This is a genomic window from Mycobacterium colombiense CECT 3035 (genome assembly GCF_002105755.1).
Taxonomy (GTDB): Bacteria; Actinomycetota; Actinomycetes; order Mycobacteriales; family Mycobacteriaceae; genus Mycobacterium; species Mycobacterium colombiense.
On the sequence record NZ_CP020821.1, the window covers coordinates 3,562,180 to 3,588,015 of the forward strand.

The window sequence follows — 25,836 nt, forward strand, 5'->3', positions numbered from 1 at the left end:
GCGCGGGCCGGCCGGGCAGCGGAGTCAACTCCTGCGTTGACGCGTGATCTCGGCGAGCACCACCCCGGCGGCCACCGACGCGTTGAGCGATTCGGTGTTTCCGGCCATCGGGATGGACACGACCTCGTCGCAGTTCTGCCGCACCAACCGCGACAATCCCTTGCCTTCCGAGCCCACGACAACCACCAGCGGATCGGTGCCGTCGATGTCGTCGAGCGTGGTGTCACCGTCGGCGTCCAGACCGATCACCCGCAGGCCGCGCGCGGCCCAATCCGTCAGTGTCCTGTTCAGATTCGTGGCGCGTGCCACCGGGATGCGGGCCGCGGCCCGGCGCTGGTGCGCCAGGCCACCGCCGTCACCGACGCCGACCTCCGCTGCGGGATCAGCACCCCGTGGCCGCCGAACGCCGCCACCGAACGGACGATGGCGCCCAGGTTGCGGGGGTCGGAGATGTTGTCCAGCGCGACCAGCAGCGCCGGCGGCGCGGAGAGTGCGGCGGCGACCAGGTCGTCGGGGTGGGCGTACTCGTAGGGCGGCACCTGCAGCGCGATGCCCTGATGCAGGTGATTGCCGGTCATCCGGTCCAGATCGGTGCGCGGCACCTCGAGGATGGAGATGCCCGAATCGGCCGCGCGAGTGACGGATTCGGTGAGGCGCTCGTCGGCTTCGGTACCCAGCGCCACGTAGAGCGCGGTGGCCGGCACCCCGGCCCGCAGGCATTCGAGCACCGGGTTGCGCCCCAGCACCGTCTCGGCTTCGTCGGTTCGGCCCCGCGCCGGCCGACGGCTCTGGGCCTTGGCGCGCTTGGCGGCCGGATGGTTTGGGCGCATGTGCGCCGGCGGGGTGGGCCCACGTCCTTCCAGGCCACGGCGGCGCTGGCCCCCGAACCCACGGTCGGGCCCTTCTTGGAGCCCTCTTTGCGGATCGCCCCACGGCGACGCGAGTTGCCGGCCATCTACTCGTCGGGCTTTTCGTCGTGTGCCGAAAGCTCCCACTGCGGTCCGTCGGCGGTATCGGTGACCTCGATCCCGGCGTGCTTGAGCCGGTCGCGGATCTCGTCGGCGAGCGCCCAATTGCGTTCCTCGCGCGCCTTCTGCCGGTTCTCCAGCTCCGCCCGGACCAGCACGTCGACGGCGGCCAGCGCCGCCGACGTTTCGTCGCGGGTCTCCCAGCGTTCGTCGAGCGGATCGCAACCCAGGATGCCCATCATCGCGCGGATGGCGCCGGCGTGTTGCAGCGCGCCTTCGTGATCACCGGAGTCCAGCGCCCGGTTGCCTTCGGCGCGGGACTGGTGCACCTCGGCGAGCGCGGCGGGCACCGCCAGGTCGTCGTTGAGCGCGTCGGCGAACTTCTGGGTCCACTGCCCGGGCTCGACGCCGCCGACCCGCACCCGCACGCGGTGCAGGAATTCCTCAACGCCGACATAGGCTTTCACCGCGTCCTGCAGGGCGACCTCGGAGAATTCCAGCATCGACCGGTAATGGGCGCTGCCCAGGTAGTAGCGCAGTTCGGCGGCCCGCACCCGCTGCAGCAGCGCCGGTATGGCCAGCACGTTGCCCAGCGACTTGCTCATCTTCTCGCCGCCCATCGTCACCCAGCCGTTGTGCAGCCAGTAGCGGGCGAAGCCGTCGCCGGCGGCGCGGCTCTGGGCGATCTCGTTCTCGTGATGCGGGAAGACCAAATCCATTCCGCCGCAATGGATGTCGAATTCCGGCCCCAGGTACGTGCGGGCCATCGCGGAGCATTCCAGGTGCCAGCCCGGGCGCCCGCGGCCCCACGGGGTGGGCCAGGACGGCTCGCCGGGCTTGGCGGCCTTCCACAGCGTGAAGTCACGCTGGTCGCGTTTGCAGGTGGCCACGCCCTCGCCCTGGTGGACGTCGTCGATCTTGTGTCCGGACAGCTGCCCGTACTCCGGGTAGCTGAGCACGTTGAAGTACACGTCGCCACCGGCGGCATAGGCGTGATCGGTTTCGATCAGGCGCCCCATCAATTCGACCATCTGGGTGATGTGCCCGGTGGCTCGCGGTTCGGCCGACGGAGGCAGCACGTCCAGCGCGTCGTAGGCGGCGGAAAAGGCACGCTCATAGGTGGCCGCCCACTCCCACCACGGCCGACCCGCCGCGGCGGCCTTGTTGAGAATCTTGTCGTCGATGTCGGTGACGTTGCGGATGAACGCGACGTCGCAGCCGCGCGCGATCAGCCACCGGCGCAGGATGTCGAAGGCCACGCCGCTGCGGACGTGGCCGATGTGCGGCAGGCCCTGGACGGTGGCGCCACACAGGTAGATGGAGACGTGACCCTCGCGCAGCGGGACGAAATCCCGCACGGCACCGGCCGCGGTGTCGTGTAGCCGCAAGCGGGCCTGATCGGTCACGACGTGCCAGCTTACCGGGTAGTTCCCCGGCGCCCGGCGGTGCGCGGGCTTACCCGGCGGGGATCACCAGCGCGGTGGCGATGGCGGCGAGGCCCTCACCGCGTCCGGTCAGCCCCAACCCGTCGGTCGTCGTCGCCGACACCGACACCGGCGCGCCGAGCAATTCCGACAGCACCCGCTGCGCCTCGTCGCGACGCGGACCGACCTTCGGCCGGTTGCCGATGACCTGCACGGCGGCGTTACCGACCCGAAAGCCTTGGCGCGACACCAGATCCGCGACATGGCGCAGCATGTCGGCGCCGCTGACGCCCTTCCAGCGCGGATCGTCAACCCCGAACACCGCCCCCACGTCGCCCAGCCCGGCCGCCGAGAGCACCGCGTCGCACAGCGCGTGCGCCCCCACGTCACCGTCGGAATGACCGGCACAACCGTCGGCGCCGGCGAACAGCAGACCCAGCAGCCAGCACGGCCGCCCGGGTTCGATCGGGTGAACGTCGACACCCAGCCCGACCCTGGGCAGCGCGGGCTGCGCGGTCATCGGCGTACCACGGTCTCGGCCAGCAGCAGATCGAGCTGGGTGGTGATCTTGAACGCCAGCGGATCGCCGTCGACCACCTGGACCTGGCCACCGACGTGCTCGACCAGCGACGCGTCATCGGTGAAACCGCCGCCGCCACCGGCCCGATACGCCCCGTAGGCGCGCAGCAACAGTTCGGTGGCGAAGCCCTGCGGCGTCTGCACGGCTCGCAGGCCGGCGCGCTCCGGCGTCCCCAGGACCACCCCGTTGGCGTCCACGGCCTTGATGGTGTCATGCAGCGGCAGCGCGGGCACCACGGCGTCGTGACCGGTCCGCAGCGCCTCCACCACACGGGTGATCAGCGCCGGGGGCGTCAGCGCCCGGGCGGCGTCGTGCACCAGCACGAACTCGGGCACCGCCGTCGGCAGCGCCGCCAGCGCGAGCTTGACCGATTCGGTGCGGTCCGCGCCGCCGGCGACGACGGTGGCCTGCCCGGCGCCGACGTCGCCGCCCAGCACCCGGTTGGCCTCGTCGATGCGGTCGGCGGGAACCGCCACCACAACGTGATCGACCGCTCCGGAAGCCAGCAAACCCGCGACGGCGCGCTGCAGCAGCGTGCGGCCGTCGACCGAACAGAATGCTTTGGGGATTCCTGCGGCGAGCCGTTCGCCCGACCCTGCGGCGGGGACGACAGCGACTACTTTGCCTGAGGTGCCCGTCTCCGGGACCACCGAAGTATCAGGACCTTCAGGAGGCGGCGGCCAGAACCTCGTCGAGGATGGTCTCCGCCTTGGCGTCGTCGGTGCTCTCGGCCAACGCCAGTTCACCGACCAGAATCTGACGCGCCTTGGCCAGCATCCGCTTCTCGCCGGCGGACAGGCCGCGTTCCTGATCGCGGCGCCACAGGTCGCGGACTACCTCGGCGACCTTGTTGACATCGCCGGAAGCAAGCTTTTCGAGATTGGCCTTGTAGCGGCGCGACCAGTTCGTCGGCTCTTCGGTGTGCGGCGCGCGCAGCACCTGGAAAACCTTGTCCAGACCTTCTTGTCCGACGACGTCGCGGACACCGACGTACTCAGCGTTCTCGGCGGGAACTCGAACTGTCAGGTCTCCCTGCGCCACCTTCAAGACGAGATACTCTTTTTGCTCCCCTTTGATCGTCCGGGTTTCGATCGCCTCGACTAACGCAGCACCGTGATGTGGATAAACAACGGTGTCGCCGACCTTGAAGATCATCTGATTCGAGCCCCTTTCGTTACTTCATCCTAACACGGCCGCCTAGCTACGCGCGAAGCAACGATGCAGGTCAGGGGCACAACACGCGCAGATTAGGGGTTGACATGGGGATCAAGTCGTGCAGTGCAGCACATTACCAACGCCCCGGAAGCGGCCCGGCAGTGGCCCATCGGAGGCCCATCGGAAGCCCATTCGGCCGCTCCCGCGCTGGTCTGGCGCCCCGCGCTATCGCGCGCGGAGCCTTCCTACTACTGTGCATAGTTGCATCAGTCGGACCGGCTCAGCAGGAGGCCTGAGAGAGTGAACCGCTTCAAGATCCGCCTCGGCCTTCCCGCGCTCGCCGTCGCCGCAGTGATGGCCGTTCTGGCCGCCCTGCTGAGCGGTTGCGGAGCCGGTCAGGTGTCGCAGATGGCGGTCCAGGAGCCGGCCATCAACGGCAACAAGGTCACGTTCAACAACGTGGCGTTGCGCAACATCCACATTCAGGCCAACCAGACCGGCGACTACCTGCAGCCGGGCCGGACCGTGGACCTGGTGCTGGTGGCGGTCAACCTGTCGCCGAATTCGCCCGACAGGCTGGTCGGCATCACCAGTGACATCGGCACGGTGACGGTCAGCGGCGACGCCCGGCTGCCCGCAGGCGGGTCGCTGTTCGTCGGGACGCCGGAAGGCCAGAAGGTGGCCCCGGGCCCGGTGGGGCCCGACACCACCGCGGCCAAGGCGACCGTCAATCTGGCCAAGCCGATCTCCAACGGCCTCACCTACAACTTCACCTTCACCTTCGAGAAGGCCGGACAGGCCACCGTCGCCGTGCCGATTTCGGCCGGTTTGGCACCGCCGCAGCAAAACCAAGCGGGGTAACCGCCTGTCGTGACGCGGGCTTGTCGTACCGGCTCGATACCGTCATGGCGTGGCAACTGCGCGCTCCCAATACCGGTGTTCGGAATGCCGGCACATCACCGCGAAATGGGTCGGCCGCTGCATGGAATGCGGCACCTGGGGCACCGTTGACGAGGTCCCGGTTCTCAGTGCGGTCGCCGGCCGCCGCAACGGCCTGGCCGCGGCCTCCCCGGCGGTGCCCATCACCTCCATCGAGCCCAACGCCAGCCAGCACCGCACGACGGGCGTAGACGAGCTCGACCGCGTGCTCGGCGGCGGCGTGGTGCCCGGCTCGGTCACGCTGCTGGCCGGCGATCCGGGGGTGGGCAAGTCGACGCTGCTGCTCGAGGTCGCGCACCGCTGGGCGCAATCCGGCCGCCGCGCGCTGTACATCTCCGGTGAGGAATCGGCGGGCCAGATCCGGCTGCGCGCCGACCGCATCGGCTGCGGCAGCGACGAGCTCTATCTGGCCGCCGAGTCCGACCTGCACACCGTGCTCGAGCACATCGCCACGGTCAGGCCCGCGCTGGTGATCGTGGACTCGGTGCAGACCATGTCGACCACCGAGGCCGACGGCGTGGCCGGCGGCGTCACGCAGGTGCGCGCGGTGACGTCGGCGCTGACCGCCGCGGCCAAAACCAACGCGGTCGCGCTGATCCTGGTCGGGCACGTCACCAAGGACGGCGCCATCGCCGGGCCGCGTTCCCTCGAGCATCTGGTGGACGTCGTATTGCACTTCGAAGGCGACCGCAACGGCTCGCTGCGCATGGTCCGGGGGATCAAGAACCGGTTCGGGGCCGCCGACGAGGTCGGGTGTTTCCTGTTGCACGACAACGGGATCGAGGGCGTCGCCGACCCGTCGAACCTGTTCCTGGATCAGCGTCCGGCCCCGGTTCCCGGCACCGCGATCACGGTCACGCTCGACGGGAAACGGCCGCTGATCGGCGAGGTGCAGGCGCTGCTGGCCATGCCGGCGGGCGGCTCGCCGCGGCGCGCGGTCAGCGGCATCGACCACTCCCGTGCCGCGATGATCACCGCGGTGCTGGAGAAGCACGCCAAGCTGCCCATCGGCGCCAACGACATCTACCTGTCCACGGTCGGCGGCATGCGGCTCACCGATCCGTCGTCGGACCTGGCGGTAGCGGTCGCGCTCGCGTCGGCGCTGACCGGCCTGCCGCTGCCCACCACGGCGGTGATGATCGGCGAGGTGGGACTGGCCGGGGACCTCCGGCGGGTCAGCGGCATGGAGCGGCGCCTGTCCGAAGCCGCGCGCCAGGGCTTCAGCATCGCGCTCATCCCGGACGGGGACGATCCACGGCGCGAGATCGTGCCGAACGGGATGCGGGCCCTGCGCGCGCCCACGATTGTGGCGGCGCTCGAGCACATGATCGACATCGCCGACCACCGCGGCGGCGCTCCCGCAAACCCGCGACGGCTGGACGCATGACGCGTCGGGCCGGAAGAATGACACGCTGTGACCCGTCCGACCCTGCGTGAAACCGTCGCCCGCCTGGCTCCGGGCACCGGGCTGCGCGACGGCCTGGAACGCATCCTGCGTGGCCGCACCGGCGCGTTGATCGTGCTCGGCAACGACGAGGCCGTCGAGGCCATCTGCGACGGCGGATTCGCCCTCGACGTGCGCTACGCGCCGACCCGGCTGCGCGAGCTGGCGAAGATGGACGGCGCAGTCGTGCTGTCCACCGACGGCAGCCGCATCGTGCGGGCCAACGTGCAGCTGGTCCCGGACCCGTCGATCGCGACCGACGAGTCGGGAACCCGGCACCGCTCCGCGGAGCGGGCCGCGATCCAGACCGGCTACCCGGTGATCTCGGTGAGCCACTCGATGAACATCGTGACCGTCTACGTCGGCGGCGAGCGCCACGTCGTCGCCGACTCGGCGACCATCCTGTCCCGGGCCAACCAGGCCATCGCCACCCTGGAGCGGTACAAGATCCGGCTCGACGAGGTCAGCAGGCAGCTGTCGCGCGCGGAGATCGAGGACTTCGTGACGCTGCGCGACGTCATGACCGTGGTGCAGCGGCTCGAGCTGGTCCGCCGCATCGGCCAAGTGATCGACAACGACGCCGTCGAACTCGGCACCGACGGGCGCCAACTGCGGCTGCAGCTCGACGAGCTGCTGGGCGGCAACGACAACGCGCGCGAACTGATCGTGCGTGACTATCACGCCAGCCCGGAGCCGTTGTCCGAGGTGCAGATGACGGCCACGCTGGACGAGCTGGATGCGCTCTCGGATACCGAGCTGCTCGACTTCACCATCCTGGCAAAGGTTTTCGGGTATCCGACCACCACCGAGGCGCAGGATTCTGCGGTCAGCCCGCGCGGCTACCGGGCGCTGGCCGGCATTCCGCGGCTGCAGTTCGCCCACGCCGACCTACTGGTCCGCTCGTTCGGGACGCTGCAGAACGTGCTGGCGGCCAGCGCCAGCGACCTGCAGTCGGTCGACGGCATCGGCGCGATGTGGGCCCGCCACGTGCGGGAGGGGCTGTCGCAGCTGGCGGAGTCGACGATCACCGACTCGCTGAGCTAGGTGAGTGCTAGGCGCGCTTGCGCGGGTTCGGTCTTAGCCGGCCGGCGGCGGGGGCATCGGCGGCGCCTCCGGCTGGGGCACGGCGCCGGGCTGACCCGGCCCGGGCACCGGGCCCGGGGGTGGCGGCGGCTGGTTCATGACGAACGGGACCGGCATCGAGCGCAGATTGCCCAGTTGCACGACGAGGTTGTAGGTGCCCGGCCCGATCGCCGGCCGCGGCAGCGGGCAGTGCGGCGCCGAGCCCATGCCCGTCCACGTCACCGCCGTGGTCACCTGCTCGCCCGGGGTGAAGGTTTTGATCAGCGTCTCGTTGGACGGGGCGCAGTCCAGGTTCGACCACAGCCGCTTGTTGTCCAGCGAGTAGACGTAGGCCGCCAGCACCGCGGCGCCGACGTCGCGCTTGCAGGCCACCAGGCCGATATTGGTGACGACCATGGTGAACTTCGGCTGGTCACCGATGAAGTACTGGGGCGCGTTGGTCAACCCCTTGACCGCCAGCGTCGAATCGGGGCAGTCGTCGCCCTCCTTCAGCACCGGGGGCGGTTGGACGGCGGCGGTGGGTGTCGGAGTCTCGGGGTTCTGCCCCTGCGCGGGCGGCGCCGCCGGCGCGGGGCCCTCGGGTCCCGGCGGCGGGGCGCTTGGGGCGCGGGCGAGCCCGGCTTGTTCGCAGCGGCGCTGGCCTTGTCGGCATTGGCGGGCTTGGCTCCCGTGCTATGCCCCATGAAGGCGATGACGATGGCGGCCACGATCCCGATCACGACGACCGCGATACCAATGGCCAGGCCTCTGCGCCGCCAATAGATCTCGGTGGGTAGCGGGCCACGCGGTTCCAGATCGAGCACGTTCGCAGCGTAGGCCCAGGTCACATCGATTCGGCTGACCCGCCTCGGCGTGTCGCCAGGTTTGCTGGGCGACCGGCGTGTAGTGGCGCCGGAAAACGCCGCCCGACGCGGTCCGTATTCGGCGCTATACGCCGATGTCCCCGGCGTGATCGCACAACTCCGCCCGCCCGTCCGCAAGGTGGTAGGTGACCCCCGCCACCGCGACGGTGCCCGCCTCCACCCGCTCGGCGATGATCGCCGACCGAGAGGTCAGTTGCGCAACCGTTTCGCAGACGTGCCGCTTCTCGAACTCGTCCACGCGGCTCAGGCCCTCGCGCCGGCCCATCAGGATCGAGGGGGCCACGCGTTCCACCACGTCGCGCACGAAACCGCCCGGTATCGTGCCGTCGTCGATCGCGGCCAGCGCCGCCTTGACGGCGCCGCAGCTGTCGTGACCCAGCACGACGATGAGCGGCACGCTGAGGACCGCCACGGCGAACTCGATGGAACCCAACACCGCCGAATCGATGGCCTGCCCGGCGGTGCGCACCACGAACATGTCACCCAGACCCTGATCGAAGATCAGCTCGGCGGCCACTCGGCTGTCGGCGCAGCCGAACACGACCGCGGTGGGGCTCTGACCTCCGGCCAGGCGCGCTCGATGCTCAACACTTTGGCTGGGATGCTGCGGCTTACCGGCGACGAATCGCTCGTTACCCTCTTTGAGTGACTTCCACGCGGTTACCGGACTGGTGTTAGGCATGGCTGACATCATGCCGCATCCGCCGGTTGCGGGCCCCGAATTCATATCAGTCACCAATCTTGTTCACTGGTACGAAAGTTCGCGCCGCGATCTGCCGTGGCGCGAGCCCGGGGTGAGCGCCTGGCAGATCCTGGTCAGCGAATTCATGCTGCAGCAGACGCCGGTGTCGCGGGTGCTGCCGATCTGGACGGATTGGGTGCGGCGCTGGCCGACCCCGTCGGCGACGGCCGCGGCCAGCGCCGCGGACGTGCTGCGCGCCTGGGGCAAGCTCGGCTATCCGCGCCGGGCCAAGCGGCTGCACGAGTGCGCCACCGTGATCGCGCGCGATCACGGCGACGTTGTGCCCGACGACGTCGACACCCTGCTGACGCTGCCCGGCGTCGGCAGCTACACCGCCCGCGCCATCGCCTGCTTCGCCTACGGCCAGTCGGTACCGGTGGTGGACACCAACGTGCGCCGGGTGGTGGCGCGCGTGGTGCACGGCCTGGCCGACGCGGGCGCGCCGTCGGCGACCCGCGACCACGCCGACGTGTCGGCGCTGCTGCCCGCCGACGAAACGGCGCCGAAGTTCTCCATCGCGCTGATGGAACTGGGCGCTACGGTCTGCACGGCGCGCGCGCCGCGCTGCGGGCTGTGCCCGCTGGACCGGTGCGCCTGGCGGGACGCCGGCCATCCGCCCGCGCAGGGCCCGGCCCGCCGCGTTCAGACCTATGCCGGGACCGACCGCCAGGTCCGCGGGCGCCTGATGGATGTGTTGCGCGCCAACGACTCTCCGGTGACCCGCGCCGAGCTGGATGCGGCCTGGCTGACCGACACGGCGCAGCGCGACCGCGCGCTGTATTCGCTGCTGGCCGACGGCTTGGTGACGCAGACCCGCGACGGCCGGTTCGCGTTGGCGGGCGAGGAGTAACGGCCGGGCTCAAAGGTCCTCAAAGATCGTTGCCGGCATAGGACTGGTTGAAGCTTTTGTTGGCCAACGGGAAATCGGGGACGATGGTGTCGGCCATCGCGACCGGCAACGCGGGCCAGTTGAACCACGACGGGTCGACGATTTTCGCGCGGGTGAGGCGGTTGGCCGCGTCGGTTTCCACCCGATGAACGATGGTGCCGCGCCAACCCTCGACGATGCCGATCCCGCTGCGCTTCCGCTGTGGCGTCGGCATCGTCAACACGTATTCGATTGGGCCACAGTGTGATTCGACCAGATGACAGGCAAGATCGGTGGACGCCGCGAATTCTTGGCACCGCACCGTGTAGCGCGCCAGCACGTCACCCGCATCCGCACCGCTCACACTGACGGGCAGCACGGTGGTGGGGTGCTCGAGCCGGGCATCGGTGTGCACCCCGCTCGCCCGCGCCACGTATCCCAGACAGCCGAGTGCGCGAGCGTCTTCGCGGGTCAGCACGGCGGTGCCGGCGAATCGGTCGTACACGACGGAGTTGCGCAGGGTCAGTTCGGCCAGCTCGGCGACATCGGCCGCAATGGCGCGCAGCGCGGCGACGTCGGGCAGCGCCTTCAGCGTTACCGCACCGGGGCGGATGGCGTCGCGCAGCAGCCGGTGCCCGGTGACCGACGCGTTGAGCCGCAGCAGTCGCTCCCGAACGCGTTGCGCGTGCGCGTTGGCCAGCGAGAATCCGACGTCGTTGGCCAGCGCGCCCAGGTCGGTGACGTGGTTGTACAGGCGCTCCAGCTCGACGAGCAACGACCGCAGCCGGTGCGCCTCGTCGGGAACCTGCACGCCGAGCGCGTCCTCGACGGCAAGGCTGTGGGCGAGCGCGTGCGCCGCCGACGTGTCACCGCTGATCCGTTCGGCCAGCTCGACGGCGTCGTCGGCCGGGCGGCCCTCGAACAGCTTTTCCATGCCGCGGTGCACGAACCAGAGCCGGGCCTTGAGCCGCACGACGGTTTCGCCGGCGACCGAGAAGCGGAAGTGGCCCGGCTCGATCAGTCCCGCGTGCACGGGGCCCACCGGGATTTCATAGATCCCCGGTCCCTCGACGGTGACGAACGGGAAATGCGCCCGGAGGTCGCCGACGCCCTCGAATTCCGGCGGCGGGCCCGCGGCCGCGCGCATGGGGTGCCACTCCTCGGGCCAGTGCGCATGCCGCACCAGGCGCCGCGGCTTGGGATGTCCGACCGGTGAGATCCCGTACAAATCCGCCATCTCGCGCTCGAACCGGCTGGCCGGGAACGACAGGTGAGCCAGCGAACGCACCGCAGGGTCACCGTTGGGCACAACGCATTCCAGTTCGACGCGACGGTCCGGCGCGCCGGCGAGAAACAAGTAGACCAGTCGCAGAACGCTGTCGTCGTCATGCGCTGCCACCAGTGCCAGGCGGAACCCGTTGCCCAGCAACTGTTCTGACATATCGGCCAGCTCGTCCCGCGACAGCCTGTGGCGGGCGACGGCGGTGTTCACGGCGATGCCCCCACGATGCCCGCCGCGGCGGTGAACAGGCCGGCAAGCGGGCCGGCGGTCACCCCGAGGGCGATCGATGCGGCGACACCGAGCGTCAGTGCGGCGGCGATCGTTTTAGGCACAACGATTTCCGGTGCTACCTCGGATGCGCCGGTGGCACCGCCGAGCAGGATGCGGCCCGAGTTGCGCGCCAGCGCGGCGAATGCGATGGCGATCGCCAGCAGGCCCGCGGCCAGGACCCAGGTGAGCCGGGCGTTGGCAAGCGCGCGGACGATGGACAGCTCGCTGGCGAACATCGCGAAGGGCGGCAGTCCGAGCAGCACGATCACCCCGGCAACGATCGACACACCCAGCATCCGGGAGCGCCGCAGCACGGCGGTGATGTCGGCGATGGCGGTGGAATCGTGCGCGGCCTGCAACTGGCCGCCGGCCAGGAACAGCACCGTCTTCCCGATCCCGTGCGCGAGGACGTGCAGCAGCAGCGCGGCGATCGCCAGCGTCGTGCCGGCGGCCGCCGCGATCGCGATCAGGCCCATGTTCTCCATCGAGGAGTAGGCGAGCATGCGCTTGATGTCGGATGTCACGGTCAGCATCAGCGCCGCGATGATCAGCGTCGCCAGTCCGGTCACCAGCAGCCCCGAGCGCATGAAGGCGGTCCCGGTTGCCGCGTCGATGATCGGCCTGATGCGGATCAGCACCGAGACGGCCACCGACAGCAGTACGCCGCTCATCAGAGCCGAGACGGGCGCCGGGGCCTGGCTGTGAGCGTCGGCCAGCCAGGTGTGAAACGGGAAAAGCCCGGCTTTCGCGCCATATCCGATCAGGAGTAAGCCGCCGGCCAGTCGCGCGGTGCCGGAATCAAGCTGCGCCGCGTGCGCGGTCAATGCGTCGAGGTTCAGCGCCGCGGCGGCGGGTGCTCCGGCGTGCTCGGCGGCGTAATAGAGCAACACGGTGCCCAGAAACGCGATCGCGATACCGACCGAGCAGATGACGACGTATTTCCAGGTCGCCTCGAGCGCTGTGCGCGTGCGGCGATGACCGACCAGGAAGGCGGTGATCACGGTGGTCGCCTCGATTGCGACCCAGATGACCCCAATATTGTTGGCGGACACCGCCACAACCATCGCGGCCAGAAATGCCGGGGTCAGCACGCCGTAGGTCCGCGCACCGCGGGCGTCGGTGTGGCCGCGCGCGAGTTCGGTTCCGATGTAGCCGACGCTGGCCCACGTCGCCAGTGTGGCAACGGTTCCGATGACGATCAGCATCGTGACGCTCAGCGCGTCCACCCGCAGCAACCCGCCCAGGGCGAATCGGGCCCCGGATCCGGCACCGCACCCCAGCGCCACCCCACACGCGAAAACCGTTGCCGCCGAGAGCACGGTCAGCGACGCGGTGGCACGGCGCCACCCACCGATCAAGGTCGCCAACGACGCGGCGACAGGCGCGAGGATCGCGGCGAGAAGTAGACCGGTCATCAGTCGTGCAACTCCTGCAAGGCGTCGAGGTCGGCGCCGCCGAAGGCACCGGTCAGGCGTCCGGTCAACACCCCGATCACCAGGACGGCGAAAAGGATGTCCAGCGAGGCGCCGAGTTCGACGATCAGCGGTACGCCCGCGGTGAGCAAGAACGCGGTGGCGGCAATTCCGTTGTCCAACATGAGAAACCCTGCGGCCTGCGACACCGCATGCCGCCGCGTCACCATGACGAGCAGCGCCACCAGGACTGCCGCCGAGGCGGCCGGCACCGCGGTGGTGGTGGCCCCCGGCTGCAGGTACACCAGCGGACGGGTGGCGGCGAACGCCACCAGCGTCAGTCCGGCGGTGATCAGCAGCGACGTTGCGGTGTTGACCAACGGCGTGGCCTCGCGGTGCCGTTGCGGCGCAACCCCGGCCGCCCGGGCCAGCAGCCGCGGCAGTATCAGGGCCCGCAACGCGAGGACTGCGACGCCGACGGCGACGAGTGCGGCATCGCGGGAGTACGCCCCGCGCAGGATGGGGATCGCCGCCAGGGCGACGCCCTGCCAACCCAGCAGGCGCACGATGGCGCCCACGTCGCGGCGCCACACGACCAGCACCGCAACCAAAATCAGTCCCCCGGCCGCGAAGTCGACGAGGATGGCGAAGGTATTCGGCGTCATGCGGGCACCCCGAAGAAGTTCGCGGCGATCACCGCGAGCAACGCCAACACGAATGACCCGGCCAGCAGCTCGGGCACCCGGAAGAGCCGAAGCTTGGCCATGAACACCTCGACGGTGGCCAGGACCGCGGCCAGCACGGCGACCTTGGCCACGACCGCCACCAGGCCGATGACGATGCCGATCGCGCCGGGGCCGCCGTCGGCAATTCCCCACGGCACGAACAGGTTAGCCAACAGCGCCAGCAGGACCGTCAGCCGCATACCGGCCGCCCACTCCACCAGGGCGAGGCGAGGGCCCGCGTATTCGAGGACCATGGCCTCGTGGACCATTGTGAGCTCCAGGTGGGTTGCCGGGTTGTCCACCGGAAGGCGCCCGGTCTCGGCGACGATCACGATCACCAGGGCGACGAAGGCCAGCACCGCGGCCAGCGACACCACCCCGCCGGGATGGGCGATGGTATGCGCAACCAGCGCACCGAGATTGGCCGACCCCGCCGGCATGGAGAGCGCGAAGACCGCGAGCAAAATGGTGGGCTCCACCAACGCCGCGATGGTGATTTCGCGACTGGCCCCCATGCCGCCGAAGGAGGTCCCGGTGTCAATCCCGGCCAGGGTCAGCGCGACGGTGCCCACGAACAGCAGGCCGACCACGGCGAACAGGTCGGCGCTGGCGTCCAGTGGAGATCCGGTCGCGACGAGCGGCGCGATCGCGGCGATCAGCAGGGTCGACGCTGCGACGATGACGGGGGCGGCCGCGAACACGACCGTCGTTCCGAGTGGCTTGATCTGTTGTTTGCCAAGCTGTTTGACGATGTCGTACCACGGCTGCAGGACGCCCGCGCCGACGCGGCCCTCCCACCGCGCCCGCACCTGCCGGGTCAGGCCCACCACGAGCGGTGAACCGGCGACCACGGCGCCGAGCTGAGTCGCACCGGCGGCGTAGGACAACGCGTTCATCGGGCGATCACCAGCACGGCGAGGACGCCGAGCGCACCGTAGGCCAGGTACAGGTGAACGCTGCCGGTGTGCGCGCGGCGCACCACAGCCGCGGCCGCCGCCACCAGTTGCAGCACCGGCGCGTAGAAGCGTTCCTCTATCGCGTCGGCGATGCGGGTGCGATAGACGATCCTCTCGGCGAAATACCGCGACTCGGCAACGTGGGTGATCTCGACGTCGGTGTCGGGTCGCAACACATCGTCGAAGACCCGCTGCAGCGGTTCGGCGAAAGAGGTTGCGGTGTATTGCATGCGGTCGGTGAGATCGTCCGCGCCACAGGCCCATAGCGGCAAGTCGGCGGGTTCCGGTCGAAGGCGCTTGCGCCATTGCGCCAACGCGGTGACGGTCACCGCGGCCACGCCCAGGGCGGCCGCGATGACCCCGGGTGCCACCGACCCCTGCACGCCCGGAAGCCGTACCAGGGTGCCGAAATCGGTGAACTGCGCCGCCCGCGCCGCGGGTAGCGCGGCGAGCGCCCGGCGCAGTGCCGGCGCCACCACCGACGGCACCAGCGCCAGGACCACGCAGGCGGCGGCGGCGAGGACCATGCCCGCCACCATGGCGGCCCCCGCCTCGCGGGCGCGGGCGGCCTCGTCGCTGCGCGGCCGCGCCAGGAAGCCGATCCCGAACGCCTTGACCATCGCCGCCACACCCAGGCCGGTGGTGAGCGCGACGGCGCCGACGGCCAGCGGCGTGGTCAAGGCCAGGAGGGTGGCATGACCGGAAGCCGTGTGAATCAGCGACTGCACCAGCAACCACTCGCTGAGGAAACCGGCCCCGAGCGGCAACCCACACGCCCCGAGCGCGGCCGTCCCAAACAGCATGGTGGTGGCCGGCATTCGGCGGGCCAGACCGCCCAACCGATCGAGGTCACGCAGGCCCGTCGCGGCCAGCACCGACCCGGCCGCCAGGAATCCGAGACTCTTGAACGCCGCGTGCGCCATCAGGTGCAACATGGCCGCGGCCGCGGCGATCACGGCGGGCCCGGCGGCGCCGGACGCCGCGAACAGGGTCGCGGCTCCCAACGCGAGGGTGATCAACCCGAGGTTCTCGGTTGTCGAATACGCCAGTAGGCGTTTGAGATCCGTGGCGACCGAGGCCTGCACCACCCCGTAGAGGGCGGAGACCGCACCGATGGCCATCAGGGTGAGGCCCCACCACCGCGGCCCCGGTCCGAGCAACTGCAGATCGAAGCGACAGATGCCGTACACCCCCAGGTTGACCATCGCCGCGCTCATCAGCGCCGACACCGGGCTGGGCGCTTCCGGGTGAGCGCGCGGCAGCCACGCGTGCAATGGCACCAGGCCGGCCTTCGAGCCGAACCCGGCCACCGTCAGCGCAAAGACCGCGGTGGCGGTGCCCGGCGGTATCCGATGCAGATCGGCGAACCGGTCGCCGCCGCCGGCGGCGGCCAGCACCACCAGGCCGGCCAGGATCGACACGAAACCCAGCTGCGTCATCACCGCGTACACCAACGCGGCCGCGCGAACCTCCAGTCGGGTGTGCTCGGCCAACACCAGCACCAATGACGCGACCGCCATCGATTCCCACGCGAACAGGAATGTGGTCGCCGACCCCGCGGCCGGCACCGCCAGCATCGCCGCGACGAACACCGGCAACGCCGTCAGCGTGGCCCGGCTCGGCCGCCCGTGCCGGGCATACCCGATCACGTAAACGCCGACCGCCCCCGCGACAGACCCGGTGAGCGCCATGAAGAAGCCGCCCAGCGGGTCCAGATCCAGCTGCACCCCGGACAGCGGCAGCAACCAACCGACGTGGACCGCACGGGCCTTGCCGAACATTCCCAGCAGGCCGGCCCAGACGCCGAGGGCACCGAGCAACGAGGTGAGCGCCCCCGCCAGAACGGGACCGAAATCGCTGCGGCGCAACGGCTTCGACATTCTCCCGTTGCCAGTGTGCAGTTGTGCGGTCACTTGCCGGTCACCGATCGCAGCGCGGCGACGATCTGGCTCGGGCTCGGCGGACATCCCGGAATCTCCACGTCGACGGGCACCACATCGCCCACCGCGCCGACGACGCCGTAGCCGTCCCTGAAGACACCCCGGCCAAGCGCACAGTCGCCGCAGGCGATCACCCGCCGCGGCCGGGGGGTGGCGTCGAGGGTGGCGCGCAGCGGTCCGGCCATGTTCCGGGTCACGACGCCGGTCACCAGCAGGGCATCCGCGTGGCGGGGGGAGGCCACCAGCCGCGCCCCGAATCGCTCGACGTCATATACCGGTCCGAACGCGCCGGAGATCTCCACCTCGCAGCCGTTGCACGAACCGGCATCGACGTGCCGGATTTGAACCGAACCGCGCACTCCCGCAACCGGATTCGCCGACATCGGCGGAGCGGGTGCGGCGGGTTCGGTGATGCGGCCCACCCGCAGGGCCCTGCCGATCCAGCCCACTGACAAGCCCCGCCTTACTCCGCGCCGCCGGCGCGCAGGTCTTCCAACACCGCGACGCGGTCGCTGAGCACCCCGGTGAGAACTTTGCGGGCCACCAGCAGCAGCTCGGCAATGTCTGGCGAGGCGATCGAGTAGATCACGGTGTTGCCGTCCCTGAGCGCGTCGACCACGCCGGCCCGGCGCAGCACCCCCAGCTGCTGAGACAGATTCGACGATTCCAGCCCGACCTCGGGCAACAGTTCGCCGACGGACTTCTCGCCCGCCACCAGCAGCTCGAGAATCCTGATCCGCGCCGGATGGCCCAACGTCTTGAAGAACTCGGCCTTGAGCTTGTACAACGGCTCCGACACGGCACCGATCTCCTGACGATTACAGCTTTTATAGAATCGAACAGTTGAAGAAATTATCAGATGTTGTTGCGGACTTCATCTCGGGCGCGGGTGACCGCCGCCACGGTTCAGGCCCGCGGCGTCGCCAGGAAGGCCTCGACAGCCTCGCGGTACAGCTGAGGCGCCTCGTCATGGATCAGGTGGCCTGCTTGCGGCGCCTTCAAATGCGTTGTCGCGTGGCCGGTTTCGGCCATCACTTGCATCTGTCCCGGTGGGGTCACCGAATTGCCGGCCTCGATGAGCAGCGCGGGGGCGCGCACCGCGCGCCACTGCGCCCAGTAGTCCCGGGTGCCCCACTCGGCGGCGATCTCGATCCAGCGGGCGGTATGGCCGTGCAGGCGCCAGCCGGTGTCGGTGCGGTCGAAGGCCTCCAGGAAATACTGGCCCGCGACGGGCCCGAATTCGGCGAAAACCTGCTCGGCGGAATCGAATTCGACGGGAAGGGCGTGCAACCACGGTTCCCAGGGGCCGGTGGTGCGGCCGCGGAAGTCCGGCGCCATGTCCTCGAGCACCAGGGCGGACACCAGTTCGGGCCGCTGCGCCGCCAAACACCACGAGTGCAGGGCGCCCATCGAATGCCCCACCATCCGGGCCGGCTCCCCCAGCGAACCCACCGCCTCGGCCAGATCGGCCACGAACCGTTCGGTGCTGATCGGGTGCGGATCGTCGACGTCACGACCCCGGTGCCACGGGGCGTCGTAGGTGTACACGGTGCCCAGCCCGGTCAGCCAGGGCAGCTGCCGCGGCCAGGTGCTTCCGCGCCCCATCAGGCCGTGCACCAGCACCAGCGGCTCACCGACGCCCCCCTGGCACGTCAACAGTTGGCTGGGCATAGCACCATCTTGCGTGCACCGCCCTCGGACCCGGCACCGGGATGGGCGGGGTAGCCTAGCGGCATGTCGCCAGTGGTGAAGATCAACGCAATCGAAGTACCCGCCGACGCCGGCCCGGAGCTGGAGAAGCGGTTCGCCCACCGGGCGCACGCCGTCGACAACCAGCCGGGCTTCCTCGGCTTCCAGCTGCTCCGCCCGATCAAGGGCGAGAACCGCTACTTCGTGGTGACGCAGTGGGAGTCCGAAGAGGCGTTCCAGGCGTGGGCGCAGGGCCCCGCGATCGAGGCGCACTCCGGCGAGCGGGCGAAGCCGGTGGCGACCGGGGCCTCGCTGCTGGAATTCGAGGTTGTGATGGACGTTGCCGGCAACAAGCAGGCTGGCTAGCGGGCTGTCGGCCTGGCGCCGCGCATTGACGCTGAGCGCGGCCGCCGCACTGGTAGCGACATCGGCGCCCGGGTGCGCCCCCAACCCCTCTCCGCAGGCCAACGCCGCGAATCCGGGGCGGCAGATCGACACCCGGACCCCGCCCGGAATCCGGGCGCAGCAGACGTTGGACATGCTCAACTCGGACTGGCCCATCGGCCCGGTCGGCGTTCGCACGCTGGCCGCGCCGGACATGGTCGAGTCGGTGGAGACCACCATGGAGGCGCTGTGGTGGGATCGTCCGTTCACGCTCAACGGGGTAGACCTCGGCGCGAGCGTGGCGACCCTGCACCTGACCTCGTCCTACGGAGCCCGGCAAGACATCCGGATTCACACCGACGACGGCGGCTCGGTGGATCGATTCGATCTCGACACCCGGGCGCCCACGATCAACTCGTGGCACGACATCGACGCGGTGCTGAGCAAGACCGGTGCGCGCTATTCGTATCAGGTCGCCAAGGTCGATGACGGCCATTGCGACCCGGTGGCGGGTACCAACACGCACGAATCTTTGCCGCTGGCATCCATTTTCAAGCTTTACGTGTTGCATGCGCTGGCGGGCGCGATCAAGGACGGGACGGTGTCCTGGGATGACCAGCTGACCGTGACCGACAAGAGCCGCGCCGTCGGCTCGTCGGGGCTGGCCTTGCCCACCGGAGCGCACGTTTCGGTGCGGACCGCCGCCGAGAAGATGATCGCCACCAGTGACAACATGGCCACCGACCTGCTGATCGGCAAGATGGGCACGCACGCCATCTCCGAAGCGCTCGCCACCGCGGGTCATCACGACCCGGCCAGCATGACCCCGTTCCCCACCATGTACGAGTTGTTCTCGGTCGGCTGGGGCAGACCCGACCTGCGCGAGCAATGGGAACACGGCTCGCCGCAAGTCCGCGGGCAGCTGCTGGAGCAGGCGAATTCGACGCCGTATGACCCGGATCCGATGCGGGCCCACTCGCCGGCATCCTCCTACGGCGCGGAGTGGTACGGCAACGCCGAGGACATCTGCCGGGTTCACGCGGCGCTGCAGGCCGACGCGGTCGGCAAGGCCGCGCCGGTGCGAGACATCCTGTCCGCGGTCGCCGGCATCCAGCTGGACCGCAACGTGTGGCCGTACATCGGCGCGAAAGCCGGTGGCCTGCCCGGTGATCTGACGTTCAGCTGGTATGCCGTCGACAAGACGCGGCAGCCGTGGGTGGTGAGCTTCCAGCTGAACTGGCCCCGCGATCACGGCCCGACGGTGACCGGCTGGATGCTCAAGATCGCCAAGCAGGCCTTCGCGCTGATCGCCCCGCGCTGAGGCTCACAGCCGGTTCACGCCGTGACCGCCCGCGAATCGCTGCTGGATACCTTTCCGGGCCGCCTGTTCATCGAGCACATGATGTCGTTTGGCAATTGGGGTACGCCCGAGGGACTGATCGGGGCCGCGACCCGGGCCGTCTCCCGCTATCTGTACACCGATGATTGTCTCGACGTAGCCGGCTTCGACGTGAATGACCCGCGGCTTCGTGAGTTCGATGCCGTGGGACTCGCGGCCCTGGCGTCGCTGCGCACCTTCGATTCGCCACAAATCCATCAGGGAACGATCAGCGAGTGGCACGCAGTCACTGTCAGCAACCGAGAGGCGTTGAGCGCGCTACCAAACGGCGCATTCTGGACATCGACTCCGATCAAAGACGGCGAAGACTCCTGGACCCTGTGCGGCGAAAACCTGCGCCGCGGATCGCCCCGATGGGAAGTTCATTTCGACATCACGCGTATCCGCGTCGCGCGAATCCAATCTGCCCGCGATTGGGCTGCGCTGATCGACTCGCACAGCGCGGGGAGCGGCTGTAAGTATCCGGACTGGCCGGCGATAGCCGAATCCTGGGACGCGGTCCACCTGTCGCCCGCGGGATTGCTACTTGCCCACCCCAAGATCTCGGCTACCCCGTTGAGCGCAACCGGCGAATCCGGATACGCGCACAGCCAAGCAGGCCGCTATGCCAGCGTCGGGGCCTGGTCTGCAGTCTCTACGGCCTGGCTACGCGAACCGCCAAAGGCCGAGTTCAGACCCGTGCCGGCCGCACATGGCTCACAGCCGCAGCGTCCAATGGCCGCCCCGGAGGTGCAGGACGACGCGGGCGCCCGGCTCGACGTCGATCCGCCAGAACGACGCCGGGGCGATGCCCAGCGCCGCCACGATCGCCGCGCGGATCACCGCCGGGTGGGTGACCGCCACCGTGCGTAATGGGTTGGCGGCCAACGACTCCAGCCATCCCGCCACCCGCGAGATCAGGTCGACGATCGACTCACCACCGTGCGGCGCGGCGCCCGGTTGAGCCAGCCACGCCTCGAGTTCGCCGGGCGGCAGGGCCGCGAGCGCCGCGCCGCGCCACCGTCCGCAGTCGAGGTCCGCCAGCCGCGGCTCGGTTTCGGCGTGCAGCCCAAGCAGTTTCGCGGTCTGCCTGGTGCGTTCTTCGGGTCCGGCCAGCTGACGCGGTATGCCAGCGGTCAGGCCGTCCACCGCCTCGACCTGGCGGCGGCCGATCGCATTCAACGGTTCGTCGGCAGGAAACCGCTTGTCCGCCATGGCATTCGTCATGCCATGCGACACCAGCGTCAGCCGGGCGACCCCCGTCATGCCGCGATGCTCGACGCCCGCCCCGTCCGCTCCCCGAGCAGCCGGCCGCTGATCGTCGCGAACACCAGGCCGATGCCCGCCCACAGCACTAGCTGGGCGGCCAGGGACAGCAACCGGAACTCGTAGAGGACGTCGGCGGGAAACCCCGGATAGATGATCGTCCCCGCGGCGTCGCGCAGCGGTTCGGGCGTCTCGTCCACGCTCGGCAGCAGCACCGCCACCACGACGATCGCCACCAGATACGCGCCCGCCGCCAGCAGCCTCGCGTTCCACGCGCCCAACCGGGCGGCGAGGCGCCGCGCCAGCCAGACCGCGCCGATCGCCAGCACCACCGACGCCAGCACCATCGCCAGGTACCAGCCGGTACGCGCACCGATCGTGTCGGACTGGCCGACCGCCGGTGGGTTCGGCGGATACTTCGCGAACGGCACCACATACACCGCCCCGAAGGCGCCGGCCGCCAACAGCAGCGAAAGCGCTTGCGGTTGACCGGTTTCGGTGCGCGCATAGACGACGCTGAACAGCACGGCGAACAGCGCGCCCATGGCGAGCCCGAAAATCAGCACACCGAATCCCAGCCCGGGGCCGGCCTGCACGCCGCGGGTGAACAGCTCGGCCCCGTGCTCGTGCACGCCGTGCGCGTTCTCGGCGTCGGTGCGGCCGTCTTCAAAAGCGATTGCGCGGCCGATGACGGGCTCGGCACACAGGCGGGCGAAGACAAACGCCAGCACCGCGCCGACAGCACCCGCCAGAAGACCGCCCCCGATAAGGCGTTTCTCCACGAGATCGGGTCAGTGGCAGGGGAAGCCGAGCAGGTGCCGCGCGTCGTGCACGAACTCGTGCACGTGCGAGTCGCTGCCGAACAGCGAGACCGCGCCCTGGTCGATGCCGACGAAATACAGCGCGAGCAACGCGAGGAAGACGGTCGCGGCGAACCAGAGCGCGGTGCGTGCCGCGGACAGGTCGACGGATCGGGTGCGGCTGCCGGTTAGCTGCGGATGGGACACAATCGGCTCCTTCTGGGGATAACGCGTCCCCGCTGGGTATGACGAGTCACGGGTCTGACTGTGGACAGTGGCGCGACCGTTCTGGACTCTCACCAGATTCCGTTACACGTCGATGACAACGGTCAGTGTAGGGCGCAGCGAAAACGGGCGGTAGTCCGACATCGACTACCGCCCGTTCTCCTTATTCGCTATTGCGCGTCCGGCCCCGGGTCGCCGGCGCTGTGCGCCCCGGCTTTGGCCAGGTCCGGCTCGGCCGGCGGCTTGCGGGTTCCGGTGAAGGTGAACTTCGCGTCCTCGCCGGCGCTTTCGCCGTCCCAGTCGTCCACGTCGACCGTGACGACCTGGCCCGGACCCACCTCCTCGAAGAGGATCTTCTCGGAGAGCTGGTCCTCGATCTCGCGCTGGATGGTGCGCCGCAGCGGACGGGCACCCAGCACCGGGTCGAAGCCGCGCTTGGCCAGCAACGCCTTGGCCTTGTCGGTCAGCTCGAGGGCCATGTCCTTGCTCTTGAGCTGGGTCGCCACGCGGTTGATCATCAGGTCGACCATCCGGATGATCTCGTCCTTGGTCAGCTGGTGGAAGACGATGATGTCATCGATGCGGTTGAGGAACTCCGGACGGAAGTGCTTCTTCAGCTCGTCGTTGACCTTCTGCTTCATCCGCTCGTAGTTGTTCTCACCGCCACCCTGGGTGAAGCCCAGGCCGACCGGCTTCGAGATGTCGGACGTGCCGAGGTTCGAAGTGAAGATCAGCACGGTGTTCTTGAAGTCGACCGTGCGGCCCTGACCGTCGGTGAGCCGGCCGTCCTCGAGGACCTGCAACAGGCTGTTGTAGATCTCCTGGTGGGCCTTCTCGATCTCGTCGAACAGCACCACCGAGAACGGCTTGCGCCGCACCTTCTCGGTGAGCTGGCCGCCCTCCTCGTAGCCGACGTATCCCGGCGGGGCGCCGAACAACCGCGACGCGGTGAACCGGTCGTGGAACTCACCCATGTCGATCTGGATGAGCGCGTCGTCGTCGCCGAACAGGAAGTTGGCCAGGGCCTTGGACAGCTCCGTCTTACCGACACCGGACGGGCCGGCGAAGATGAACGAACCCGACGGGCGCTTCGGGTCTTTCAGCCCGGCCCGGGTGCGGCGGATCGCCTTGGACACGGCCTTGACCGCGTCCTCCTGGCCGATGATCCGCTTGTGCAGCTCGTCCTCCATGCGCAGCAACCGGGTGGTTTCCGCCTCGGTGAGCTTGAACACCGGGATGCCGGTCCAGTTGCCCAGCACCTCGGCGATCTGCTCGTCGTCGACCTCGGCGACCACGTCGAGATCGCCTGAGCGCCACTGCTTTTCGCGCTCGGCGCGCTGACCCACGAGCTGCTTCTCGCGGTCACGCAGGCTGGCCGCCTTCTCGAAGTCCTGGGCGTCGATCGCCGATTCCTTCTCCCGGCGCGCCTCGGCGATCTTCTCGTCGAACTCGCGCAGGTCTGGCGGCGCGGTCATCCGCCGGATGCGCATCCGGGCGCCCGCCTCGTCGATCAGGTCGATGGCCTTGTCGGGCAGGAACCGGTCGTTGATGTAGCGGTCGGCCAGGGTGGCGGCGGCCACCATCGCGCCGTCGGTGATCGACACCCGGTGGTGCGCCTCGTAGCGGTCGCGCAGACCCTTGAGGATCTCGATGGTGTGCTCCACCGTCGGCTCGCCCACCTGCACCGGCTGGAAGCGGCGCTCCAGCGCGGCGTCCTTCTCGATGTACTTGCGGTACTCGTCGAGCGTGGTGGCGCCGATGGTCTGCAGCTCGCCGCGGGCCAGCTTGGGCTTCAGGATGCTCGCGGCGTCGATCGCGCCCTCGGCCGCGCCCGCACCCACCAGGGTGTGCAGCTCGTCGATGAACAGGATGATGTCGCCGCGGGTGTTGATCTCCTTGAGCACCTTCTTCAGGCGCTCCTCGAAGTCACCGCGGTAGCGGCTGCCCGCCACCAGCGAACCCAGGTCCAGCGTGTAGAGCTGCTTGTCCTTCAGCGTCTCGGGAACCTGGCCGTGCACGATCGCCTGCGCCAGGCCCTCGACCACGGCGGTCTTACCGACACCGGGCTCGCCGATCAGCACCGGGTTGTTCTTGGTGCGCCGGCTCAGCACCTGCATCACCCGCTCGATTTCCTTCTCGCGGCCGATGACCGGGTCGAGCTTGCCCTCCATCGCGGCCGCCGTCAGGTTGCGGCCGAACTGGTCGAGCACCAGCGAGGTGGACGGGCTGCCGGATTCGCCGCCGCGGCCACCGGTGCCGGCCTCCGCGGCCTCCTTGCCCTGGTATCCGCTCAGCAGCTGGATCACCTGCTGGCGCACCCGGGTCAGCTCGGCGCCCAGCTTCACCAACACCTGCGCCGCCACGCCCTCGCCCTCGCGGATCAGGCCCAGCAAAATGTGCTCGGTGCCGATGTAGTTGTGGCCGAGCTGCAGCGCCTCGCGCAGGCTCAGCTCGAGGACCTTCTTGGCACGTGGCGTGAACGGGATGTGTCCCGACGGGGCCTGCTGGCCCTGGCCGATGATCTCCTCGACCTGGCTGCGAACGCCCTCGAGCGAGATGCCCAGCGACTCCAGCGACTTCGCCGCGACGCCTTCGCCCTCGTGAATCAAACCCAGCAGGATGTGCTCGGTGCCGATGTAGTTGTGGTTGAGCATCCGGGCCTCTTCTTGCGCCAGGACGACCACCCGCCGTGCACGGTCGGTAAATCTCTCAAACATCGGGTTACCTGCTCTCCCTCACATCGGTACAAACCTGTTGGCGGCCCAGTGCCGGTCCCTGTGGCCGGAATCGCGTACCTGTCTCCACTGTAATGGTCGGCTTGCCAGCGGGCCTAACCTTGCCGTGCGTTCTTCGCTACGGGCCCGCCCGGTGTTTCCGGGGCCGATCTCACCTGCGACTGCCAGCGGCGTTGCGCGCCGTAACTGAAGAAACGTCGCGGACTTCCAATTCGTTTCCGCAAGCCGCCAGACGATTGTTTCGCGCCCAGCGAAACGACAAACCGGCGCCCGGGCTCGAAAGCCCGGGCGCCGGTTTGAGGACGGTTAGGTGGCCGCGTGGAATGCGTCGATCACGTCGGCCGGGATGCGGCCCCGCGTCGACACGTTGTGCCCGTTGCGGCGGGCCCATTCGCGGATGGCCGCGCTCTGCTCACGGTCGATGGCACCGCGGCCACGGCCCGTGCCGGAACGCCCACGGCGACGGCCGCCGACGCGGCGACCGGCCTCCACCCACTGCTTCAGATCCCCGCGCAGTTTCGCGGCATTCTTGGACGAAAGATCAATCTCGTAGGTCACCCCGTCAAGCCCGAATTCCACCGTTTCGTCGGCCGCGCCGGCACCGTCGAAATCATCGACCAAGGTGACGGTCACTTTTTTTGCCATTGGCTTACCCTCGCATTTCGTCCTGAGCGGTTACTGAGCAGATTGGATCGGACCTCCCCGGTC

Annotated in this window: 24 protein-coding genes and 2 pseudogenes; 6 read left to right on the forward strand and 20 right to left on the reverse strand. The window is 69.3% G+C overall.

The window, feature by feature from the left end; all coding sequences use genetic code 11:
• Positions 1 to 24: 24 nt before the first annotated feature.
• The 5 genes and pseudogenes from rlmB to carD form a co-directional block, all read right to left on the reverse strand.
• Positions 25 to 955, reverse strand: a pseudogene (gene rlmB, locus B9D87_RS16565) (23S rRNA (guanosine(2251)-2'-O)-methyltransferase RlmB).
• Entirely contained in the window at positions 956 to 2,374 is a 1,419-nt protein-coding gene (cysS, locus tag B9D87_RS16570) for a cysteine--tRNA ligase (RefSeq protein ID WP_007772363.1), read from the reverse strand.
• A 49-nt stretch (positions 2,375 to 2,423) separates the two neighbouring features.
• The gene (gene ispF / locus B9D87_RS16575) at positions 2,424 to 2,912 is read right to left on the reverse strand and encodes a 2-C-methyl-D-erythritol 2,4-cyclodiphosphate synthase (protein WP_007772362.1); all 489 of its coding nucleotides are present in this window, start codon (positions 2,910 to 2,912) and stop codon (positions 2,424 to 2,426) included.
• Positions 2,909 to 3,622, reverse strand: a complete 714-nt coding sequence (gene ispD / locus B9D87_RS16580; RefSeq protein ID WP_007772361.1) for a 2-C-methyl-D-erythritol 4-phosphate cytidylyltransferase — start codon at positions 3,620 to 3,622, stop codon at positions 2,909 to 2,911. The genes ispF and ispD overlap by 4 nt, the downstream gene beginning before the upstream one ends.
• A gap of 16 nt (positions 3,623 to 3,638) precedes the next feature.
• A complete protein-coding gene (carD, locus tag B9D87_RS16585; RefSeq protein WP_003419482.1) occupies positions 3,639 to 4,127 on the reverse strand; it encodes an RNA polymerase-binding transcription factor CarD in 489 nt (162 codons plus the stop codon).
• A gap of 300 nt (positions 4,128 to 4,427) precedes the next feature.
• Here carD and B9D87_RS16590 point away from each other — a divergent pair, with 300 nt between their 5' ends.
• The 3 genes from B9D87_RS16590 to disA are packed head-to-tail and all read left to right on the forward strand — an operon-like array spanning position 4,428 to position 7,554.
• Complete coding sequence (locus B9D87_RS16590; protein ID WP_007772346.1) at positions 4,428 to 4,988, forward strand: copper chaperone PCu(A)C domain-containing protein; 561 nt, start codon at positions 4,428 to 4,430, stop codon at positions 4,986 to 4,988.
• Between the two features lie 49 nt (positions 4,989 to 5,037).
• Positions 5,038 to 6,453 carry a DNA repair protein RadA gene (radA, locus tag B9D87_RS16595; protein ID WP_040630642.1) on the forward strand — a complete coding sequence of 472 codons (1,416 nt, stop codon included), beginning with the start codon at positions 5,038 to 5,040 and terminating at the stop codon, positions 6,451 to 6,453.
• A 27-nt stretch (positions 6,454 to 6,480) separates the two neighbouring features.
• Positions 6,481 to 7,554, forward strand: coding sequence for a DNA integrity scanning diadenylate cyclase DisA (gene disA, locus B9D87_RS16600; protein WP_007772344.1), 1,074 nt, complete (start codon positions 6,481 to 6,483; stop codon positions 7,552 to 7,554).
• Between the two features lie 33 nt (positions 7,555 to 7,587).
• Here the strand turns inward: disA and B9D87_RS16605 are convergent.
• Positions 7,588 to 8,396, reverse strand: a pseudogene (locus B9D87_RS16605) (hypothetical protein).
• Positions 8,397 to 8,520: 124 nt separating this feature from the next.
• A complete protein-coding gene (locus tag B9D87_RS16610; protein WP_007772342.1) occupies positions 8,521 to 9,138 on the reverse strand; it encodes a carbonic anhydrase in 618 nt (205 codons plus the stop codon).
• Here B9D87_RS16610 and B9D87_RS16615 point away from each other — a divergent pair.
• A complete protein-coding gene (locus tag B9D87_RS16615) occupies positions 9,137 to 10,048 on the forward strand; it encodes an HhH-GPD family protein (RefSeq protein ID WP_007772341.1) in 912 nt (303 codons plus the stop codon). The genes B9D87_RS16610 and B9D87_RS16615 overlap by 2 nt on opposite strands.
• A gap of 19 nt (positions 10,049 to 10,067) precedes the next feature.
• On the opposite strand, the gene B9D87_RS16620 is transcribed toward B9D87_RS16615, so the two are convergent.
• The 8 genes from B9D87_RS16620 to B9D87_RS16655 all read right to left on the reverse strand — a co-directional run bounded on the left by B9D87_RS16620 (position 10,068) and on the right by B9D87_RS16655 (position 18,322).
• The gene (locus B9D87_RS16620; protein ID WP_052002533.1) at positions 10,068 to 11,507 is read right to left on the reverse strand and encodes a hydrogenase large subunit; all 1,440 of its coding nucleotides are present in this window, start codon (positions 11,505 to 11,507) and stop codon (positions 10,068 to 10,070) included.
• Between the two features lie 47 nt (positions 11,508 to 11,554).
• On the reverse strand, positions 11,555 to 13,033 hold the full coding sequence (locus B9D87_RS16625) for a proton-conducting transporter transmembrane domain-containing protein (protein WP_007772339.1): 1,479 nt from the start codon (positions 13,031 to 13,033) through the stop codon (positions 11,555 to 11,557).
• Positions 13,033 to 13,695, reverse strand: coding sequence for a hypothetical protein (locus tag B9D87_RS16630; protein ID WP_007772338.1), 663 nt, complete (start codon positions 13,693 to 13,695; stop codon positions 13,033 to 13,035). Before B9D87_RS16630 ends, B9D87_RS16625 begins: the two co-directional genes overlap by 1 nt.
• Positions 13,692 to 14,642, reverse strand: coding sequence for a respiratory chain complex I subunit 1 family protein (locus B9D87_RS16635; RefSeq protein ID WP_007772337.1), 951 nt, complete (start codon positions 14,640 to 14,642; stop codon positions 13,692 to 13,694). Before B9D87_RS16635 ends, B9D87_RS16630 begins: the two co-directional genes overlap by 4 nt.
• Before the next feature lie 5 nt (positions 14,643 to 14,647).
• Complete coding sequence (locus tag B9D87_RS16640) at positions 14,648 to 16,591, reverse strand: proton-conducting transporter transmembrane domain-containing protein (protein ID WP_007772336.1); 1,944 nt, start codon at positions 16,589 to 16,591, stop codon at positions 14,648 to 14,650.
• 29 nt (positions 16,592 to 16,620) lie between these two features.
• A complete protein-coding gene (locus B9D87_RS16645; protein ID WP_007772335.1) occupies positions 16,621 to 17,100 on the reverse strand; it encodes an NADH-quinone oxidoreductase subunit B family protein in 480 nt (159 codons plus the stop codon).
• 14 nt (positions 17,101 to 17,114) lie between these two features.
• Positions 17,115 to 17,450, reverse strand: coding sequence for a lsr2/espR transcriptional regulator (locus tag B9D87_RS16650; RefSeq protein ID WP_007772334.1), 336 nt, complete (start codon positions 17,448 to 17,450; stop codon positions 17,115 to 17,117).
• A 107-nt stretch (positions 17,451 to 17,557) separates the two neighbouring features.
• The gene (locus B9D87_RS16655; protein ID WP_007772333.1) at positions 17,558 to 18,322 is read right to left on the reverse strand and encodes an alpha/beta fold hydrolase; all 765 of its coding nucleotides are present in this window, start codon (positions 18,320 to 18,322) and stop codon (positions 17,558 to 17,560) included.
• A gap of 63 nt (positions 18,323 to 18,385) precedes the next feature.
• On the opposite strand from B9D87_RS16655, the gene mhuD reads away from it, so the two are divergent.
• Both mhuD and B9D87_RS16665 read left to right on the forward strand, forming a co-directional pair.
• Entirely contained in the window at positions 18,386 to 18,706 is a 321-nt protein-coding gene (gene mhuD, locus B9D87_RS16660) for a mycobilin-forming heme oxygenase MhuD (protein WP_007772332.1), read from the forward strand.
• Positions 18,681 to 20,045, forward strand: coding sequence for a serine hydrolase (locus B9D87_RS16665; protein WP_040630641.1), 1,365 nt, complete (start codon positions 18,681 to 18,683; stop codon positions 20,043 to 20,045). The genes mhuD and B9D87_RS16665 overlap by 26 nt, the downstream gene beginning before the upstream one ends.
• 774 nt (positions 20,046 to 20,819) lie before the next feature.
• On the opposite strand, the gene B9D87_RS16675 is transcribed toward B9D87_RS16665, so the two are convergent.
• The 5 genes from B9D87_RS16675 to lsr2 form a co-directional block, all read right to left on the reverse strand.
• A complete protein-coding gene (locus B9D87_RS16675) occupies positions 20,820 to 21,368 on the reverse strand; it encodes a histidine phosphatase family protein (protein WP_007772325.1) in 549 nt (182 codons plus the stop codon).
• Entirely contained in the window at positions 21,365 to 22,150 is a 786-nt protein-coding gene (locus tag B9D87_RS16680) for a CbtA family protein (protein WP_007772324.1), read from the reverse strand. The genes B9D87_RS16675 and B9D87_RS16680 overlap by 4 nt, the downstream gene beginning before the upstream one ends.
• A 9-nt stretch (positions 22,151 to 22,159) precedes the next feature.
• The gene (locus tag B9D87_RS16685; RefSeq protein WP_007772322.1) at positions 22,160 to 22,375 is read right to left on the reverse strand and encodes a CbtB domain-containing protein; all 216 of its coding nucleotides are present in this window, start codon (positions 22,373 to 22,375) and stop codon (positions 22,160 to 22,162) included.
• Between the two features lie 188 nt (positions 22,376 to 22,563).
• Positions 22,564 to 25,110, reverse strand: a complete 2,547-nt coding sequence (gene clpC1, locus B9D87_RS16690) for an ATP-dependent protease ATP-binding subunit ClpC (RefSeq protein ID WP_007772321.1) — start codon at positions 25,108 to 25,110, stop codon at positions 22,564 to 22,566.
• 324 nt (positions 25,111 to 25,434) lie between these two features.
• Positions 25,435 to 25,773, reverse strand: a complete 339-nt coding sequence (lsr2, locus tag B9D87_RS16695) for a histone-like nucleoid-structuring protein Lsr2 (protein ID WP_007772320.1) — start codon at positions 25,771 to 25,773, stop codon at positions 25,435 to 25,437.
• Positions 25,774 to 25,836: the final 63 nt, after the last annotated feature.

Coding starts and splice junctions, on each gene's coding strand:
- ispF (WP_007772362.1), bottom strand. CDS start 2,912: ATGACCGCGCAGCCCGCGCTGCCCAGGGTCGGGCTGGGTGTCGACGTT.
- carD (WP_003419482.1), bottom strand. CDS start 4,127: ATGATCTTCAAGGTCGGCGACACCGTTGTTTATCCACATCACGGTGCT.
- B9D87_RS16615 (WP_007772341.1), top strand. CDS start 9,137: ATGGCTGACATCATGCCGCATCCGCCGGTTGCGGGCCCCGAATTCATA.
- B9D87_RS16610 (WP_007772342.1), bottom strand. CDS start 9,138: ATGCCTAACACCAGTCCGGTAACCGCGTGGAAGTCACTCAAAGAGGGT.
- B9D87_RS16620 (WP_052002533.1), bottom strand. CDS start 11,507: ATGTCAGAACAGTTGCTGGGCAACGGGTTCCGCCTGGCACTGGTGGCA.
- B9D87_RS16625 (WP_007772339.1), bottom strand. CDS start 13,033: ATGACCGGTCTACTTCTCGCCGCGATCCTCGCGCCTGTCGCCGCGTCG.
- B9D87_RS16630 (WP_007772338.1), bottom strand. CDS start 13,695: ATGACGCCGAATACCTTCGCCATCCTCGTCGACTTCGCGGCCGGGGGA.
- B9D87_RS16640 (WP_007772336.1), bottom strand. CDS start 16,591: ATGTCGAAGCCGTTGCGCCGCAGCGATTTCGGTCCCGTTCTGGCGGGG.
- B9D87_RS16655 (WP_007772333.1), bottom strand. CDS start 18,322: ATGCCCAGCCAACTGTTGACGTGCCAGGGGGGCGTCGGTGAGCCGCTG.
- mhuD (WP_007772332.1), top strand. CDS start 18,386: ATGTCGCCAGTGGTGAAGATCAACGCAATCGAAGTACCCGCCGACGCC.
- B9D87_RS16675 (WP_007772325.1), bottom strand. CDS start 21,368: ATGACGGGGGTCGCCCGGCTGACGCTGGTGTCGCATGGCATGACGAAT.
- clpC1 (WP_007772321.1), bottom strand. CDS start 25,110: ATGTTTGAGAGATTTACCGACCGTGCACGGCGGGTGGTCGTCCTGGCG.
- lsr2 (WP_007772320.1), bottom strand. CDS start 25,773: ATGGCAAAAAAAGTGACCGTCACCTTGGTCGATGATTTCGACGGTGCC.